Raw genomic sequence first — 17,634 nt, forward strand, 5'->3', positions numbered from 1 at the left:
ATTGTCTGGGAGTAAGGCATAGCATGAGTCGGGGAGAGGGGAAATTAAAATTGATGGTAGTCGATGACGAACCAGACAACCTAGATTTGTTGTACAGAACGTTTCGGCGAGAATTTAAAGTATATAAAGCAGATAGTGCCTTCAGTGCTATGAAAGTTTTGGAAGATGAAGGAGAAATGGCACTGATTATCTCTGACCAAAGAATGCCAGAAATGAATGGTACAGAGTTTTTAGGCAAAACATTAGAAAAATATCCAAATACAGTTAGGATTCTACTTACAGGCTATACAGATGTAGAAGACTTAGTAGAAGCAATTAACTCAGGAAAAGTATTCAAGTATATTACAAAACCTTGGAACCCTGAAGAACTTAAAACTGTAGTACAACAAGCTTCAGACACCTACAAAATTGTCAGCCAACGCACCAATGCTCTAACTCGTGCTTTGCGACGAGAGTCTATTTTAAATGAAGTAATGAGTGCTATTAGAGAATCATTGGATTACTCTAGTATGTTATCGACAATCATTCAAACAGTGGGACAGACTTTTGACGCAACAGAAGGCAAGTTATGGCCAGTCAAAGGCGATCGCTTAATGCCTGAGTCTTTTTCTTATCAAAACCCTGAAATTACTCAAAACAACTTCCCTTTCACGCCAGAACAATTTTTGGAAGTAGTAAAAAGTCGTCAAACCCAATTAGAAGAAAGTTCAGATCGAAGGATATGTAAATTAATAATCCCCCTGATTTATCAACAAGAGTTACTAGCAGTTTTAGCTCTTTATCAACAAGACAGAAGTAAATTCTGGTCTTCAGAAGATATAGAGTTGATAGAAAGTGTCCTGGAGCAAGGATCATTAGCATTATCTCAGGCCAAACTATATCAACGCACCAGAGAACTTGCAGAACAAATGCGTAATGAGCTAGAGGTAGCTCGTCAAATACAGAGCAACCTATTACCTCAAAGTTGGCCAGAATTTGAAAAATTAAGGATACAAGCTTGCTGTTATCCGGCCAGAGAAGTAGGAGGTGATTTCTTTGAAGTTTATACTCATTCTCAAGGTGACATCTGGTTGGCAGTGGGAGATGTTTCCGGTAAGGGAGTACCTGCCGCTTTATTCATGGCAAGTGCTATGTCTGTGATGCGACGAGAACTTTCTCAAGAAAATCCCCCAGATCCCTACGAAATCATGCACAATCTTAATACTGGTCTCTGTGATGACCTTATTAGTAACAATTGCTTCATTACAATGGTTTTAGCTCGTTATACACCAGAAACTGGATTGTTAGCTTATGCTAATGCTGGTCATGTGTATCCCTTGGTTTGGTCTCAAACTACACTACTAAGTGCAGAAAATCAGGACTCTAATCAAGTGAAACCAAATTTTCTCAAGGCTCGTGGTATTCCCCTAGGAATATTGCCAAAATGGAAAGGAAAAGCAGGTACTATAGACTTAAATTCAGGAGATGTTTTTCTACTAACCAGTGATGGCATCACTGAAGCAACAGTAGTTCAAGAGGCTACTGATAGTGGGGAACAAACTCGTGTAATGCTACAGCAAGAAGGTTTATGGCAACTTTTAAAACAGCACAAAAGTGAAATAGACCTAAATAATTTATTAGCTTATATCCGAGCTAATAATCAAGTTCAAGAAGACGACCAAACTATACTATCTCTGGAGGTTCTGTGAATTTATGAAAACCGAGCTTCAGGTGCCAAGCGACTTACGTTTTTTGACTATTGTTGAACAGTGGTTATTGAGCAGTTTAGAAGTAGAGCTAGGAGAACATATTGATTGGCCTCGTCAATCCAACCGTTTACGCTTGGTTCTGGCAGAAGCTTATTCCAATGTGATTCGTCATGCTCATAAAGACCAACCTAACTTACCAGTATTAATACGCTTAGAAGCCAAAGACGGCGGTATTGCTTTGGAAATCTGGGACTATGGTCAAGGTTATAGTATGGGAGAGTATAACCCACCAACTCCAGAAGCTAAACAAGAAAGTGGTTATGGATGGTTGATTATGAATAGATTAATGGATCGTGTAGATTATACATTGCAGATAGATGGTAGAAACTGCCTAAAATTACAAGCAAGTATACCAGAAAAAGTACCATAAATGTAGTTGCTTCATTAATATTGTATTTTGATATTGATGAAAATATTGCTGATGGAAGTTAAAACTAACTACTTTTTCTGGACTAGATTTATCGGAATTACCATCTAGATAATGGAATAAAATAGACCAAAGTTTTCGGGCTTTTTCTTTGATAAGGGACTTCCAAATAAAAAATTATCCCATTAGCTATGAAAGTAAGGGAGTAGGCAGTAGGGAGTAGGGAGTAGGGAAGAAATTGAAAAAGTAAGAAAGTAGAGATCGGTAAATTTTTAAATACAGTATATTTCAGGTAAATGAGGTACACATTAAGAATGGTAAAGTGAATGCAAGTGCGGGCATCTTGCCCGCGACAGGTGTACCTTACTAATATGAAATACGCTGTAATTGACTACTCCCCGCAGCTATTGCCGAGGGGATTTTAAGTTGATACTACGCAACACCGATAAATCCTTGTTGCTTCGTTTCTCATGATTCTGACCAAAGATATGTTCTTTGGGGACAATTTCATTGTGCCCCTACACAGTCGGCTTAAGTCTAAACCATGCTTTGCTGCTTACTTTTGTCTAAACGTTTGTATATCCAGATAATAGCACAGGACAACTAAAGTTGTCTAGTCTAAACGACTCGCTTGTTTTCATCCCCCGGTTAAAACACGCTTGCTCTCAACGTCGCTTTTCGGTAATCAGCGATCGTTACTCAGCACTCAGCAACGCTATAAATATGATAAATCTAATAAGTTTTGTTAAGTTTGGTTGCATCTAAACTGTACTCTACCGCAATATAAAAATAAGGTTTATTTAGATAAAATTAAATATATATTAGATTTGTTATTATGAATATGTTTTTTCCTTTAGCTCCTCGTTATCGCCTAGATGACGAATCTCCTTGGCTAGAAAGAATCGATCCTACTCGTAATTATTGGATTCATATCAATGGAGAAAAAACACTAACGGCTGTAATTCCTGGTTTTACAGTATCTTCTACAGATGAATTTAAACAAAATATATTTCAATTTCGCGACCTAGAACCAGGGGCACATATAAAAATTGAGAGAGCTTCCGAAACTTGTTATATTTACTGTATTAGTCAAAACTGCTATGCAGTCGAATGCTATTTTAATAAATCTCTAGTATGGCATCTATTTGACAAAGAAACTTTAGAAAGTTTATTAATGACAGGTCATCCAGATTGGAAGTGCGCTTCTAGTAGTATAGAACTAGGACAACAAATGTTAGTTCGTTCGTTGCAAGTATCCACTACAGCTTGAAATTAATAATCTGACATGAAATTTTCTAGCTTGAGGAAGCAAATTTACCGAAAAATTGGGTTTAAAGCCTCGCCCTTGTAGGGCGACTTTTTATTTGAGCATGCAAGTGAATTGGATATATGCTAAACTGTTATTAGTTGCCGGGGGGCACTCGGAAACTCGTGCGCGGACGTGGAGGGAAGCATCAGACTACCGCCAAGGAAGCAGCACCCTGTGAAGTGTCAACCCGCCGAGGAGCTATGGCTCAGTAGGAATCCCCGCGCCTAACAGCCGGGGAGGATGTCAACTATCTCTGGGATAACAGCTTTCAGCGATCGGCTTTGGTTGAAATCCCAGACTTATAGGTGTTGGTTAACGAAGTCAGAAGTTAGAAGTTCAGAAGCGAGTGTGTAATGCTGAGGGGACCTACGGGGCATATAAAGTGCGGAAGTAATTCCGCACACAGCCCCTCCAGAATGTAAGACACACTTCATTACAGTCAGAAGTTAACCCACCCCTCGCCCCTCCCCCTCCCAGGAGGGGAAGTAGGGGATTTGAGCAACTCTCCAAAAATATTACGCCTTAAAAGGCGGGGTTTTAAACCGATATTATTTTGAGAAAAAGACTTTACAGAAGATTTTCTAAGATCGCCTTCCTATTCCCTGTTCCCTGTTCCCAATTAATACAAATTTTACAAATCTAGCTAGTATCAATGAAATCTGCACTTAGCGTGAGTCAAATCAAACAGAAAGCCTTAGAAGTAGGATTTCATAAAGTTGGGATAGCTTCAGCAAATGAGTTAAGTTCAGACAAAGAAAGATTGCAAGCATGGTTGAACAAAGGTTATCAAGCAGACTTAAAATGGATGGCTAACCTCAAACGTCAAAACTTGAAGCTAGTGATGCCAGAGGTCGAATCTATTATTTGTGTTGCTCTCAACTATTACACGCCACATCAACATTCTGAAAATTCTGAAATAGGTAAAATTTCTCGCTATGGGTGGGGTAGGGATTATCATAAAGTCATGCACCGAAAGCTAAAAGCTCTGACTAACTGGTTGCAAGAGCAAGAAAAGGAAATTTTAACCAGGTATTATGCAGATACAGGTCCAGTGCCCGAAAAGCCATTAGCACAACAAGCAGGTTTGGGTTGGATAGCAAAAAATGGTAATTTAATTACTAGAGAATATGGTTCATGGGTCTTTTTGGGGGAAGTGCTAACTAACCTAGAGTTGACAAGCGATCGCCCTCACACTCAACATTGTGGTAGTTGTACTCGTTGTTTGGAAGCTTGTCCGACTAATGCGATCGTAGAACCTTTTGTTGTTGATGCAAATCTTTGTATTGCTTATCATACAATAGAAAATAGAAATCCTGAACTACCTGAACATATTAAATCAAATTTAAAAGGATGGGTGGCGGGTTGTGATATTTGTCAGGATGTTTGTCCTTGGAATGAACGGTTTGCACAAAAGACAAATATTGATGATTTTCAACCTTATCCTGGTAATGTAACTCCTAAGTTAACAGAATTAGCAGAGATATCTGAACAAGATTGGGATAAGCAGTTTCCTGCTTCCGCGCTACGACGTATTAAGCCAGAAATGCTGCGACGAAATGCTCGTGCTAATCTTTGAGGATCGTTAACAACATTCATTATTAGCTAAAAAAATTGAGCCTAAATTTATTGACATACTCCCGACGTTGCGCTTGCAAGGGCATTGCGGGATTCTTCAGCCAGAGAAACCCTGACCGCTGTTTTAACAGAGGTGATGTCCTCCCCCTGTGTTGGTAACAATTATAGTGACTATATTTGCAATTGTCAATAACTATAGTTATTTTACTATAGTATGTATTCTATAAAGAGAATAAAGAAAAAATTCGCATAGGAACAACAAATACAACGCCCGGCTTTCCCATCCCTCCGCTCCCCTAATAGCTGCCGCCACCATCCTCCGCCAACGGGAGAGCGCGCGGGACTTCCCGCCGGGGGAGTTAACAACTTGAGGATGAGGAGAAGGACGCATAGACTCAGAAATTATATTAGTGTCTAGCAAATACTTTAAATTCATAAGTCAACTTCTCTCCCTGGTGACTTATCTCGTAAGTTATCAAAAGTATTATGATCAAAAGTAATTCCTTCTTGTTCTATTTTTGCCCTAAATTTTTGATAGGCTGACCAAAAATCATTAACCTCTTTAATTTCTATTAAAATTTCTTGGTTATCTGGTAAATTTATTTCCTCTAATAACTCGATAATTTTTCCTTTTTTAATTCCTTTTACTAACATAAAGTTAACTTCTTAAAGATACAGCAAATTCTGGTTTAATTATAGCACTTATGGTCGAGCGATAAAAATAAATTTAGAGACAGGGTTTGGGCAAAAATTGTTTTTGTTGGGTTTATCCTGTGGATAAGCTACGCTAATTTTGCCTCAACCCAACCTACAAAAACTATCTCAACAATTTATTGAAGGATTCAATGCTTTTTCAATACTTCTTTTACACCTTCGATAAAAAATTGAGCAACGGGATGATCGATTGTCTTTTTTAAAGCTGCGAAACTTCCTGCTTTTACTCCTCGGATAATTCGCTCTTTTAACTGAGGGTTTTTATCAACTTCATCCACAGCTTTAGCACTCAAATCTGTATAACTATCGTTAGGATAATCTGCTGAAAGTTGATTTAGTAGGTCTTTAATATCTTTAGCTGCTTGTGCTAGGTCTGGAGAATTATTAATTTGGGTGTCGATGTTGTCACGCATAGTTCTTTTATCAACACCAGTCTGGAAATTTCCTGATAGGTTATTAATGTCTCCTTTAGCATAGTTATAATTGATTTGTTTGTCTTGATTAGTCATAGCTTTTAATCTCCATATAATCTAAGTAAATAGTGTATTTTAATTACCCAATTCTAAATCCATTTTCAAAGGTACCATTCATGTTTACAATGTCTCCATCAGAAATATTATATGTATAATTGACTGGTTTATCCTGATTATTCATCACTTGAGCAATTGTGTTAATAATTGTGTCGATGAGACTTTCATCCTTAGATTTGAGCAATTTTGTACTTCCAGCGTTTGTTTCTATGGTTATGCCATATCTTTTAGCCTTAGTAAATCGCTCTATAATCCCCAAGGCAGTCACAAAAATTATGCTAAATGTAAACCACTTAACATCTGGATTACTCTTCATCCATTCAATTCCAACCAAACTGAGGATTACGCAAATAATGATAAAATTTAACTTGAAAAAATAGTTTGGTTTAATTCGGTACTTTCCAACAGAAGTAATATTTCTAACTTGGTAAACTTTGTTGTCCAAAGTAATAGTATTGTTAGTTATATTTAATGTACTCATTGATTTGTAATAAATGTCCTTTTTTGCCTAAATAAAATACATCCTAGCTTTAGTTATCCTTTATTGTTCAGATTCACTAATTGCTCAAGATATTCTCATTTTAATCAAGCTATATTAATATCGACCACTCGAAAAAGGACGGATAAAGAAGGAGATTTTATTAAAAACTTTGAAAAAGACGGATAAAGAAGGATAATAGCGGATAAATTATTCAAACAAATTAATTCTAAAACAATGGACTGGCAAACAGTTTTAAATTCAATTGATGAGTTGGTCTTTCAACAAACAGGAAAACACCTAAATAATCTACAAATAGCAATTTTGAAGGGAGTTCTAAATGGTCATAAATACACGGAAATTGCGCAAATGTACGGATGTACTAAGGGTCATGCAAAAGATGAAGGATACGAACTCTGGCAACTTTTATCAGAGGTTTTTGGGGAAAAGCTAAATAAGTCGAATTTTTGCGCTACAGTCGAACGTTTAGGATTTGCAAATTATCAGTCTCCCCTAATAGGAAATCATGTTCGTGTTGATAGTATTAATCTATGTAATAATTCTACTGTTTCAGAATTAGAGAACAGTAATGCTGCAAACACTAAATCGGAGTACAAAAAGACAACCTCTTGCCAATCCACCATTGAAAACGTCTTGTATACAAATAAATTAAATACTGTCTCGAAATTAATCAAACTGGGTTTAACAGCAGAGCAAATTGCTGAAGCGGTAGATTTACCATTAAATGAAGTACAACAACTAATGGAATAAATTTGTATATTATTTAGATATAACTATAGCTTTCATTAGTATTATGATTGAGAAAAGTTTAGCGAACGCCTCCCATCACTACTCAAATTTCCCCAAAAATATCTATTCCGCTCCACAACTCGCAACAATTACCTAACCATGTTCAAATAATCTTTGAAAGCTAATATAATTAGGGCTTGCTGATTAAATCTCAAAGCATTGACTAATATTGGTTTTAGTTTTTTTAGGTCTGAAAAAGTACCTAGTTTTCAGCTCCAATAGCTCAAAAAGGAGCGCATTTTGGGCAAGATAGGGGAAGAAAATCAAGGGAAGATTCTTCTGACTACCTCTTCTATAATTCTCATTCCTCCTGAATTGCAGGATTGCTGAATTCTGGCTTCTACCCTTACCCATAAAACTTTTTCAGCAAACCCTAATTAGTTTTAATATTGAGGATATGAACATCAATAGACATCTGGTAAAAATCAAAAATTAAATCAATTATTATCCATAAATTATCAATTATTCCCCTCCCCTCCTGGGAGGGGCGAGGGGTGGGTTCCCTGTTCCCTGTTCCCTCTTTTGGAGGATATGAACATCAATAATTAAAAGGAGATATTAATGAGATTAAGAGTCAATGAAAATGGTTTGGTTGAGAATATTTTCAATTTCCTGCAATACATCTACTAAATTAGGAGCATTTGAGGAAATAACATTTTCTTGACTACCTTCATGTTTATGGTGGGGAAAATTTGGTAAGTTTAGCTTTTTATGATGCCTGGTATTGTCATAGCGGAAGATCAGATTATTTGAGTTTGTCATATATTGATAAGAATACATATCACGCTCTACAGTTATTTTTACATCTACAAACTCGCGAAAGTAAAGCGTTGAATCATCTTTAAATTTAACTTCTCCCCGAATAAAACCTTGATAAGTACTTTGTTTTTTGGAATTAAATGTACAATTTTGAATTATTGAAAATGTCTGAAGAGCTTCATTAAGTAGCTGAAAATATTCTTTAATCAGCAAAATCAACTCCTTTATAAATTTCTAATTCTTTTCGTAATCGTTCTAACATTATTGATTCTCCAATCCATTCATCTAATTCTAGAGTTTCTTCAAATTCATCATTTTCATATTTTTGTAGAAATTCGTTTGTGGATAAATGATATTTGGCTTCAAATTCTGAGAGTCGTTTTTCTATACGTTGAATACTGTTAGATATTAAGCTTAATTCTTTTTCTACCATATCCTGAAAAAATATCTTTAATGATTCTGGATGCTGGCATTTAATCTTAAGTTCTGGCATATTTACCTCCTGAGAATATTTTCAATTTCCTGCAATACATCTACTAAATTAGGAGCATTTGAGGAAATAACATTTTCTTGACTACCTTCATGTTTATGGTGGGGAAAATTTGGTAAGTTTAGCTTTTTATGATGCCTCGTATTATCATAGCGGAAAATCAGATTATTTGAGGCAGTCATATATTGATAGGAATACATATCGCGGTCTATAGTTAATTCTACATCTACAAATTCTCGCACCATTAAAACAGAATTATCTAGAAACTTTATTTCCCCTCGAATCATACCTTCAAAATCACTTCGTTGAGAGGGTATAATCTGAAAATGCTGCACTATTTCACAAGCTACTATTAAGTCGTGAAGTTGCTGCAAGTAATCCTCAAATAACAAACTCAATATCTCCCAATTTATCTATCTTTTCTTCGAGTCGTTTCAACATCAGAGCTTCCCCTATCCATTCATCTAATTCTAAAGTTTCTTCAAATTCGTCATTTTCATATCGAAGCAGAAACTCTTGAGTGGGTAACTGATATTTTTCTTCAAATTCTAAGAGTCTTTTTTTTGTTTGAGTAATTCCTGATTTCAGGGATTTTACCCGGTCAGATATCATATTTTCAATGGTGTTTTTTAATGATTCTGGGTGCTGGCATTTAATTTTAAGTTCTGGCATATTTATTATTTCCTTTAAAAGTCAGGTTAGTAACAGTATCAGTTATCATGGTAACATTTGAAATCCAGCTTGAAGAAAATGATTATCTAAAGTTAAAGCTGTAACTATCTTTTGTTGTTTCATAATGATAAATGACAAACAATCAGTCAGAGAATAGGATTTGTCTTGATGCTTTTGAAAATATTGCCATCCTTGGTTAAATAGACTTCGATCAATATTAATCAATTCTATCTCAGGACTTTCCAATAGTTGATTACCAACTTCAACTGCTTTATAATGAAGGTTTCTACTATTGAAGAAAGTTACAACTTCATCAAAAATATACGTTGTTGTTACTAAAAAAGGCTGAGATTTTACTAAAAAATTCCAATTTTGTAATACTTGTTGATGAGCATCTTCACTTTTGATTTCTAGAGCTAAAATATAGCTAGTATCCAAAAAATATACTTCTTTCATTGTTGATTATACAGATAACGGTCGTGATTAATTGCCCCATCTTTTACATCACATTCCACAGGATTTTTACCTAAATCCCAAATGGAAGGTGTTTTTTTGATGCTGGTGATAATAATTTTTCCATTTTCTTGAATAATCTCAAATTCTTGGCTTTCTCCTAACAATTCTTTAGGTATTAATAAGCCTTGTTCTGTTGCTGTTAATTTCATGTTTAATTACCTCAATTAATTTTGTACATTGATTCATTAAATAGAAGCGATCGCCAATTCAACAATTAAAGCGATCGCCAACTGATGACTGATTTTATGGTTCAGTCCAGCCTTCACAAGCTGCAATTAAAATATTAGCAACTGGATTATCCAGAGCTTCTTTTAATGCTTCTGTTCCTGATGATTTTAATGCTTCTATAACTCGCTGTTTTAATGTGGGTTTATTTTCTACAATTTTAATAGCTTGGGTGACTACTGCCATTTTACCTGCTGTGGTTTCTGTAGGATTTGACTGTTCTAATTGTTGGAGAATTTGTTGAATTTCTGCTGCTGCTTCAGCTAAGGTTTTTTGTTGAGATTCGTCAATTGTTCGATCAACATTTGAAGCCATAATGTTTCCACTGAAAGTCATACCATAGTTGTTATTTTGGTTATATCCAAATGTTTGACCACCGGAAATGTTAATTCTTTTTTTGTCTGACATGGCTGATATACTCCCTATTATATTTAGTGTAAAATTGATTGTATTTATTCATATTTTAACAAGCTTTCTTGCCTTGTTGTAACTTGATTAGGTAATTTAGATTGACCTAGGTTGATTGTGATAGGAATGACAAGATTATTAGCCACACTTTTTTGATAGAAAGATTCATCTTCTTTTGTTATGTAAAAATCAATCTTTTCTTTTAAGTCAGGCTTTTCCCGATCTTTTGTCCAAGCATAAATTCTTAAAGTATAAGCTCCTTCTCTAATTTCTATTTTCTCTCCTCTTATAGGACTCCAGTCAAATCTAACAAATTTAGTTAGAGAAGATTGAGCTTTAAGAGCAAGTGGATGTGCTATTGTATCGCTTTCCCATCGGCTACCCCCATCTAAGAATTTTATAAAACTGCTCCAAGCAATATCGAAAGTTTTAGCTGGATTTTCTTGACGTTCTACTAAGAATCTTATTTGCTCAATTGAGCTTCCTTTCGGACTCCAGTTGGAGAATGTAATTGGTAATATAAAAGATAATCCTCCCCACTCTTTTCCAGATTCAGTCTCTAAATAAGTATTTGCAATTATAAAAATCTTTCCTATTAACATCCTAACTTGAGAGGGCTTAAAATAAGCAAAATACGCAGTCAGAATTGATATTACTAAACTAATAAAGGCAATAATAATTGAAAAAATATCAGTAATCTTCATATTCTTAACAGGGAAATATAGAAGGGGCAAGAAGAAAGGTGAGCATATTGCTAACCCTAAATTAAACTATATCAAATTACGCGCCAAAGTATTTGCCAAATGACTCTGGATGTTGATGTTTAATCTTTATTTATGGCATATTTATTATCTCCTTTCTTAGTTTGTCAATAACTTCTTTAATTCATCTTGAATACTTACAGCTACTTGCATTGTTTCATCAAAATATTTCCCATAACTATTAGCTTTATCACTAATTTGCATAGCTCTTAACGCATAAATATTATCAGAAAACTGTTCTGGTCTAAAATTAGGGTTTTCTCTGAATATTCTTTCTGTTTTAATAGCACGCACAATATCTTCCAGTGTTAGTTGAAGTGCCTCAATAACTTTGTCTCTATCCAATAATTGAACTGGATTTCCTACTTCTTTTAACTTATCTAATACAAGAACGTTGTTAACAGTATTATTAAATTTATCAGCTTCTAAAACTAGATGTCTAAGAGCTAAAGAAGCTAAAGGAATTTTTTCAGTAGATCTGTTCATAAATCCCGTCCAGAGAAAAGAGTTGTAGTAATTAAGACCACTCAACCGTTCAAGGAAAATTGGTCCTTTTCTAAGGAGCTTAAGACCATTTGCTCGAAGTTTACTCTTTTGTTCGATATTAAATATAGTACCAAATGTGAGACCACTACTGCTGCCAAAACCACGAATAGGAGGAGTGAGAAATTTAACTTCTTTCCAACCCATCAGCTCTATAATAAAATCATCGCTAATAAAAAGTTGTTTTGGATCGTAAGTCATAAAAATAAGCCTAAAACTAATAATTTAAAAACAGTTTATACCATACCAAATAGATGCTTTTTTTTACAACTTAAAGCTGATTTATAAAACAAAGATTAAGATACCTAGAGTTATCAGCAAGTAGGGTGGCTTACGCTGGCGTAACCCACCAAAAAATTATAGATTTGGCGGTGCGTTAACGAAGTGTAACGCACCCTACTGGATTGTTTCACCTAAAATAGTGCATTAGCTTTTTTCGTCACCCCATCGCCCCATCACCCCATCACCCCATTACCCCATTTTCTAATGCAACATTTAAGATGAAACAGTCCACTACTACTGACTCCTTCTTCCCTCCTGTCTCCTGACTCCTGTCTCCTGACTCCTTCTTCTCTAACTACGCACTAAAATATTTCGCCACTGGATGATAAGTAACGATCGCTGTTGTAGACTGCTCAGGATACAACTGCTCGCTCTCATCCATATACATATCAATTCTATCTACTTGCAACAAGTCTAACTGCTTAAACTGATCCTGCATATTCGGACAAGCGGGATAACCAAAACTATAACGCGATCCTTGATAACGCTGTTTCAGAATATCCTTAATATTATCCGCATCCCCTGCACCGAAACCTAACTCCTGACGAATTCGAGCGTGTAACCATTCTGCCATTGCCTCAGCAGTTTGTACCGCCATACCGTGGAAATACAAATAATCTGTATACTGATCGGCAGCAAATAACTTCTGGGCAAACTCAGTCGCTATTTCTCCTACTGTTACAGCGTGCATCGGGAACACATCAATAATTCCCGAATCCTTGGGAGCAAAGAAGTCAGCAATACATAACCGTCGTCCAGACTTTTGCCGAGGAAATTCAAAACTGTTGACAACTTTTGTTGCCTTTCCAGTCTGAGTCACTTCCTCTGAGTCATAAATGAAAAGTGTATTTCCTTCTGCTTGACAAGGGAAATAACCATAAATAGCTTGGGGATGTAGCAACTTCTCATCAATTACCCGTGATTTCCAAGTTTCCAGAATCGGATAAACTTTCTCAGCTAAAAACTCATTATATTCTTCCCGTGGTTGCCCTTGGGGTTTGCGGAATTGCCACTGCCCTGCCATCAACGCTTGTAAATCTAAATACCAGAATAATTCCTCGAATGGCATATCTTCTGGTTGTAATAACTTGGTTCCCCAGAATGGCGGTGTGGGGCGATCGATATCTACTGCTACATCATCGGAACGTCGAGTATCTACTACTACTGGTTCAGCAGGTTGAGTTTCCTCTTTTTTATCAGACTTAACTTGGGTATCAACTTTACCATTACCATTCCCATTCCCATTACCGTTACCATTTTCTTCGGCAAACTCACCTAAGAACCCTTGAATGTCATCCCATTTCTCTCCTGCTTTTGCTGGCATCAATTTATCCATGAAATGCAAGTCGGAAAACGCATCCTTACCATAAACTACTTTACCTTTGTAGGTATTTTGGCAATCTTGATGAACGAATTTAGGTGTTAGTGCAGCACCACCTAAAATCACCGGAACTGTAATACCTTCTTGGTTAAATGTTTCCAAGTTATCTTTCATAAATGCGGTTGACTTCACCAATAAACCACTCATGGCAATACAGTCAGCATTATGTTCCCGGTAAGCGGAAATAATATTATCAACTGGTTGTTTAATTCCGAGGTTAATTACTTTATAACCGTTATTTGACAAGATAATATCTACGAGGTTTTTGCCAATATCGTGAACGTCCCCTTTAACAGTAGCAATTAAGAAAGTTCCTTTAGAATTATCCTCACCTGACTCTTCTGTTTCCATGAAAGGTTGTAGATAGGCAACTGCTGCTTTCATAGTTTGAGCAGACTGCAATACAAATGGTAATTGCATTTGCCCAGAACCGAATAATTCTCCTACTACTTTCATACCATCTAATAAGTAGACGTTGATAATATCTAACGGCGGATATGTTTCCAAAGCTTTTGCCAATGCTTCTTCTAAACCTATACGTTCCCCATCAATAATATGTTGTTTTAAACGTTCTTCAATTGGTAAATTTTGCGTAGCCGAACGGTCTTTTTTAGTTGTTTTACCCTGGAACATTGTTGTCAATTCAGTTAGAGGATCATAAACACAAATATCTCCCTCAAATTGACGTTGGTCATATATTAGTTTCCGACAAACTTCTTGATGTTCTGGTTCAATTTTTGACATGGGTAAAATCTTACTGGCACTAACAATAGATCCATCCAAACCTACTGCCATTGCTTCATGCAAAAATACCGAGTTCAACACTTGTCTTGCTGCGGGATTTAAACCGAATGAAATATTAGAAACCCCAAGCATTATATGACATTCTGGTAACTCTTCCCGAATCCTTTTAATAGATTCAATTGTGGCTTTTCCATTTTCCCTATCCTCTTCAATCCCTGTAGAAACTGGCAAAGCTAAAGTATCAAAGAACAATTCACGGGCAGGAATCCCATATTCTACTGCTGCATCATAAGCTCGTTTAGCTATTTCAAATTTCTTATCAGCAGTCCGCGCCATTCCATCTTCATCAATCGTTCCAACTACTACACCTGCACCATATTTTTTCGCCAATTCTAATACTTTATAAAAACGGGGTTCTCCATCTTCATAGTTAGTAGAATTGAGCAAACATTTACCGCCGACAACTTTTAAACCAGCCTCCATTTTTTCCCATTCTGTAGAGTCTAACATTAGAGGCAAATTAACATTTGTGACTAAACGAGATGCTAATTCGTGCATATCTTTAACCCCATCGCGCCCCACATAATCAACGTTAACATCGAGAATATGTGCCCCTTCTTTTACCTGAGATTTTGCTAGGGCAACTAAGCCATCCCAATCTTCATTATTGAGTAAAGTTCGACATTTTTTGGAACCACTAGCATTAAGTCTTTCCCCAACAATTAAAAAGGAGTTATCTTGTTCGTAAGTTTCCGAAGAATAAATAGATGCTGCTGAAGGAATATAGTTATATTTTCGTTCTTTTGGTGTGAGAGTTTCAGTAATTTCAGCTAATGCTTTAATATGGTCTGGACGAGTACCACAACAACCGCCAATAACTTGCACTCCCAGGTCTTCAATAAAGTGCATTAATGCCATTTTCAACTCTAAAGGAGTCAGTTTATAATGAGCTTGTCCACCGATATTTTCTGGTAAACCAGCATTAGGAATACAGGAAACAACAAAAGGTGAATTTTCCGACAAATAACGAATATGTTCCTTCATTAAATCCGGACCAGTAGCACAATTTAATCCCAGAATATCAATAGAATAAGGTTCTAAAATTGTTAGGGCAGCACTAATTTCTGAACCGACTAACATAGTGCCAAAAGATTCCATAGTTACTGACACCATAATGGGGCGACGATCGCCTTTTTTAGCAAAGGTTTCTTCTATGCCATTTAGTGCTGCTTTAATTTGTAAAACATCCTGACAAGTTTCTACCAGAAATAAATCTACTCCACCATCAAAAAGACCTTCTGCTTGTTCGGCAAAACCATTTTTTAGGGTGTCAAAATCAATATGTCCGAGGGTAGGTAATTTTGTCCCTGGCCCCATTGATCCAGCAACAAATCGAGGCTTTTCTGGGGTAGAAAATTCCGCAGTAACAGACTTTGCTAATTCGGCCGCTGCTTTATTCAAATAATAAGCTTTGTCCGCTAAATCGTATTCTGCTAAGACAATTTTTGTACCGCCAAAAGTATCAGTTTCAATTACATCGGCACCTGCTGCTAAGAACCCTCGGTGGACTGTGGCAACTGCTTCTGGTTTTGTATGGACAAGATATTCGTTGCAACCTTCGTATTCTTTACCGCCGAAGTCTTCAGCAGTCAGGTTTTGGACTTGAAGATTAGTACCCATTGCGCCATCAAAGACGATGACTGGGCGTTCTGGACTATGGAGACGATTCAAAAATGGGCTGTTCATAATCTAGTGTTTGGTTTTTAGATATTAATTTTATACTACTCTTTTCAGAGTTTAAGAGCAATTTCTGTTCTTGTATGATAATATGTATTAGGAGGTGCTATCGCAATTAGGACATAGATTTTCTACAGTTAAATAATAACTCAAAAAAATAGAATTTATAAATCGGTTACTTATGACTTATATATCCTAAAACCAATCAAATTTTTATTAGTAGTAATACGATAATTAGTTATAAATATAATTTGAGAATGAGAATGATATACAATCAAAACTCATAGATAAATTAAGATTTTTTTATCTTACAATTACCAAGTTTTTCTAATAAAAATTAGACTGATTAATTATAGTTAATTAGGGTTTGCTGAAAAAGTCTTATGGGTGAGGGTAGGAGTAAGGAGAAATGGGAATTATAGAGGAGGTAGGAGAAAGAATAGTCTTTTGATTTTTTTGCCCAACTATGCGCCTAAAATGCTGATTTTTTGAACCATTACGACCTAAAAGCTTGGATTTTTTCAACTAACTACTCCTGTTTCTTCTTCTTTATTCCCTTCTGATATCATGTCCGGATAAGAGCGTGATGAAAAAACTTATTATGAGTGCTTCAACAGTAAATCTTTCTATTTTCCCTACTCCCCTACTCCCCAGGGCTGTTTCAAAGTATAGTATATTAACGATTTAGGGAGAAAAGAAGATGAGAAGATAGTGGAATAGTGAAATATACCAAAATTTGCCTATTTTGAGCGCCAATAAGCGTCGTTAAGCTCTGAGAAAATATTTAGTTTAACGCCTCTTAAAAGCCTCTATCCCCGTGTCTCCCTGTCTGGTGCGTCCCCGTGTCTATTGAGAATGAAACAGCCCTCCCCCCTACTCCCCTACTCCCCCGCTCCCCTACTATCTTAATTATAAGTATTCAACCGGACATGATATGACTTCCCCTCCTGGGAACAGGACTGTTTCAAAGTATTGTAGATTAAGAATGAGCGATAGAACGGGAGATGAGGGCATAGTGGAACAGTGAAATTTGCCAAAATTTGCCTATTTTTCAGCGAAACAGTTATGGATAGTTTTACTTCTTTAGGTGAAGAGTAAACTTTTAATCATAAATTAAAAGCCTCCATCTCCGCGTCCCCGCGTCCCCGTGTCCCCGTGTCTCCGTGTCTCCGTGTCTCCGTGTCTCCGCGTCCCCGTGTCCCCGCGTCTCAGCGTCCCCGCGTCCCCGCGTCCCCGCGTCCCCGCGTCCCCGTGTCTCCGTGTCTCCGTGTCTCCGCGTCCCCGCGTCCCCGCGTCCCCGCGTCCCCGTGTCCCCGTGTCCCCGTGTCCCCGCGTCTCAGCGTCCCCGCGTCCCCGTGTCCCCGCGTCCCCGCGTCTCCGCGTCCCCGTGTCCCCGCGTCCCCGTGTCCCCGTGTCTCCGTGTCTCCGTGTCTCCGTGTCCCCGTGTCCCCGTGTCCCCGCGTCCCAGCGTCCCCGCGTCTCCGCGTCCCCGCGTCCCCGCGTCCCCGTGTCCCCGCGTCCCCGCGTCCCCGTGTCCCCGCGTCCCCGTGTCTCCGCGTCCCCGTCTCCCTGTGTCTATCGAGAA

At 37.2% G+C, this 17,634-nt stretch carries 18 protein-coding genes; 5 read left to right on the top strand and 13 right to left on the bottom strand.

The annotated features are described in order from the left end of the window. Nucleotides 1-23 precede the first annotated feature (23 nt). The 4 genes from F6K54_RS04535 (at nucleotide 24) to queG (ending at nucleotide 5,000) form a co-directional block, all read left to right on the top strand. Nucleotides 24-1,688 (top strand): SpoIIE family protein phosphatase, encoded by a 1,665-nt coding sequence (locus F6K54_RS04535; RefSeq protein WP_293075110.1) that lies wholly within the window; start codon nucleotides 24-26, stop codon nucleotides 1,686-1,688. A gap of 4 nt (nucleotides 1,689-1,692) precedes the next feature. After that, complete coding sequence (locus tag F6K54_RS04540; RefSeq protein ID WP_293075079.1) at nucleotides 1,693-2,118, top strand: anti-sigma regulatory factor; 426 nt, start codon at nucleotides 1,693-1,695, stop codon at nucleotides 2,116-2,118. Nucleotides 2,119-2,950: 832 nt separating this feature from the next. Then, nucleotides 2,951-3,385 (top strand): hypothetical protein, encoded by a 435-nt coding sequence (locus F6K54_RS04545; RefSeq protein ID WP_293075081.1) that lies wholly within the window; start codon nucleotides 2,951-2,953, stop codon nucleotides 3,383-3,385. A gap of 691 nt (nucleotides 3,386-4,076) precedes the next feature. Continuing rightward, entirely contained in the window at nucleotides 4,077-5,000 is a 924-nt protein-coding gene (gene queG / locus F6K54_RS04550) for a tRNA epoxyqueuosine(34) reductase QueG (RefSeq protein ID WP_293075083.1), read from the top strand. Nucleotides 5,001-5,431: 431 nt separating this feature from the next. Here the strand turns inward: queG and F6K54_RS04555 are convergent, their stop codons facing one another. From F6K54_RS04555 to F6K54_RS04565, 3 genes are all read right to left on the bottom strand, one after another. Further along, nucleotides 5,432-5,653, bottom strand: coding sequence for a hypothetical protein (locus F6K54_RS04555; protein ID WP_293075085.1), 222 nt, complete (start codon nucleotides 5,651-5,653; stop codon nucleotides 5,432-5,434). 188 nt (nucleotides 5,654-5,841) lie between these two features. Next, nucleotides 5,842-6,222 (bottom strand): hypothetical protein, encoded by a 381-nt coding sequence (locus F6K54_RS04560; RefSeq protein WP_293075087.1) that lies wholly within the window; start codon nucleotides 6,220-6,222, stop codon nucleotides 5,842-5,844. Nucleotides 6,223-6,265: 43 nt separating this feature from the next. Continuing rightward, on the bottom strand, nucleotides 6,266-6,724 hold the full coding sequence (locus F6K54_RS04565; protein WP_293075089.1) for a DUF6232 family protein: 459 nt from the start codon (nucleotides 6,722-6,724) through the stop codon (nucleotides 6,266-6,268). A 234-nt stretch (nucleotides 6,725-6,958) separates the two neighbouring features. Between F6K54_RS04565 and F6K54_RS04570 the strand changes: the two genes are divergently transcribed. Continuing rightward, entirely contained in the window at nucleotides 6,959-7,492 is a 534-nt protein-coding gene (locus F6K54_RS04570; RefSeq protein ID WP_293075091.1) for a hypothetical protein, read from the top strand. Between the two features lie 606 nt (nucleotides 7,493-8,098). On the opposite strand, the gene F6K54_RS04575 is transcribed toward F6K54_RS04570, so the two are convergent. The 10 genes from F6K54_RS04575 to metH form a co-directional block, all read right to left on the bottom strand. Continuing rightward, nucleotides 8,099-8,503, bottom strand: a complete 405-nt coding sequence (locus F6K54_RS04575) for a DUF6516 family protein (RefSeq protein WP_293075092.1) — start codon at nucleotides 8,501-8,503, stop codon at nucleotides 8,099-8,101. Beyond that, nucleotides 8,493-8,783, bottom strand: coding sequence for a hypothetical protein (locus F6K54_RS04580; protein WP_293075094.1), 291 nt, complete (start codon nucleotides 8,781-8,783; stop codon nucleotides 8,493-8,495). The genes F6K54_RS04575 and F6K54_RS04580 overlap by 11 nt, the downstream gene beginning before the upstream one ends. A 2-nt stretch (nucleotides 8,784-8,785) precedes the next feature. Continuing rightward, nucleotides 8,786-9,178: a DUF6516 family protein gene (locus tag F6K54_RS04585; protein ID WP_293075095.1), complete on the bottom strand. Its 393-nt coding sequence runs from the start codon at nucleotides 9,176-9,178 to the stop codon at nucleotides 8,786-8,788. Then, a complete protein-coding gene (locus F6K54_RS04590; protein ID WP_293075097.1) occupies nucleotides 9,162-9,452 on the bottom strand; it encodes a hypothetical protein in 291 nt (96 codons plus the stop codon). Before F6K54_RS04590 ends, F6K54_RS04585 begins: the two co-directional genes overlap by 17 nt. Nucleotides 9,453-9,497: 45 nt before the next feature. After that, nucleotides 9,498-9,908 carry a type II toxin-antitoxin system VapC family toxin gene (locus F6K54_RS04595; protein WP_293075099.1) on the bottom strand — a complete coding sequence of 137 codons (411 nt, stop codon included), beginning with the start codon at nucleotides 9,906-9,908 and terminating at the stop codon, nucleotides 9,498-9,500. Next, nucleotides 9,905-10,117, bottom strand: a complete 213-nt coding sequence (locus F6K54_RS04600) for a hypothetical protein (RefSeq protein ID WP_293075101.1) — start codon at nucleotides 10,115-10,117, stop codon at nucleotides 9,905-9,907. The genes F6K54_RS04595 and F6K54_RS04600 overlap by 4 nt, the downstream gene beginning before the upstream one ends. Before the next feature lie 94 nt (nucleotides 10,118-10,211). Beyond that, on the bottom strand, nucleotides 10,212-10,601 hold the full coding sequence (locus F6K54_RS04605) for a hypothetical protein (RefSeq protein WP_293075103.1): 390 nt from the start codon (nucleotides 10,599-10,601) through the stop codon (nucleotides 10,212-10,214). Nucleotides 10,602-10,645: 44 nt separating this feature from the next. Then, complete coding sequence (locus F6K54_RS04610; RefSeq protein ID WP_293075105.1) at nucleotides 10,646-11,305, bottom strand: hypothetical protein; 660 nt, start codon at nucleotides 11,303-11,305, stop codon at nucleotides 10,646-10,648. A 156-nt stretch (nucleotides 11,306-11,461) separates the two neighbouring features. Next, on the bottom strand, nucleotides 11,462-12,106 hold the full coding sequence (locus F6K54_RS04615; RefSeq protein ID WP_293075107.1) for a hypothetical protein: 645 nt from the start codon (nucleotides 12,104-12,106) through the stop codon (nucleotides 11,462-11,464). A 376-nt stretch (nucleotides 12,107-12,482) separates the two neighbouring features. Further along, on the bottom strand, nucleotides 12,483-16,058 hold the full coding sequence (metH, locus tag F6K54_RS04620) for a methionine synthase (RefSeq protein ID WP_293075109.1): 3,576 nt from the start codon (nucleotides 16,056-16,058) through the stop codon (nucleotides 12,483-12,485). Nucleotides 16,059-17,634: the final 1,576 nt, after the last annotated feature.

Origin of the sequence: Okeania sp. SIO3B5 (genome assembly GCF_010692555.1) — a bacterium.
GTDB lineage: Bacteria > Cyanobacteriota > Cyanobacteriia > Cyanobacteriales > Microcoleaceae > Okeania.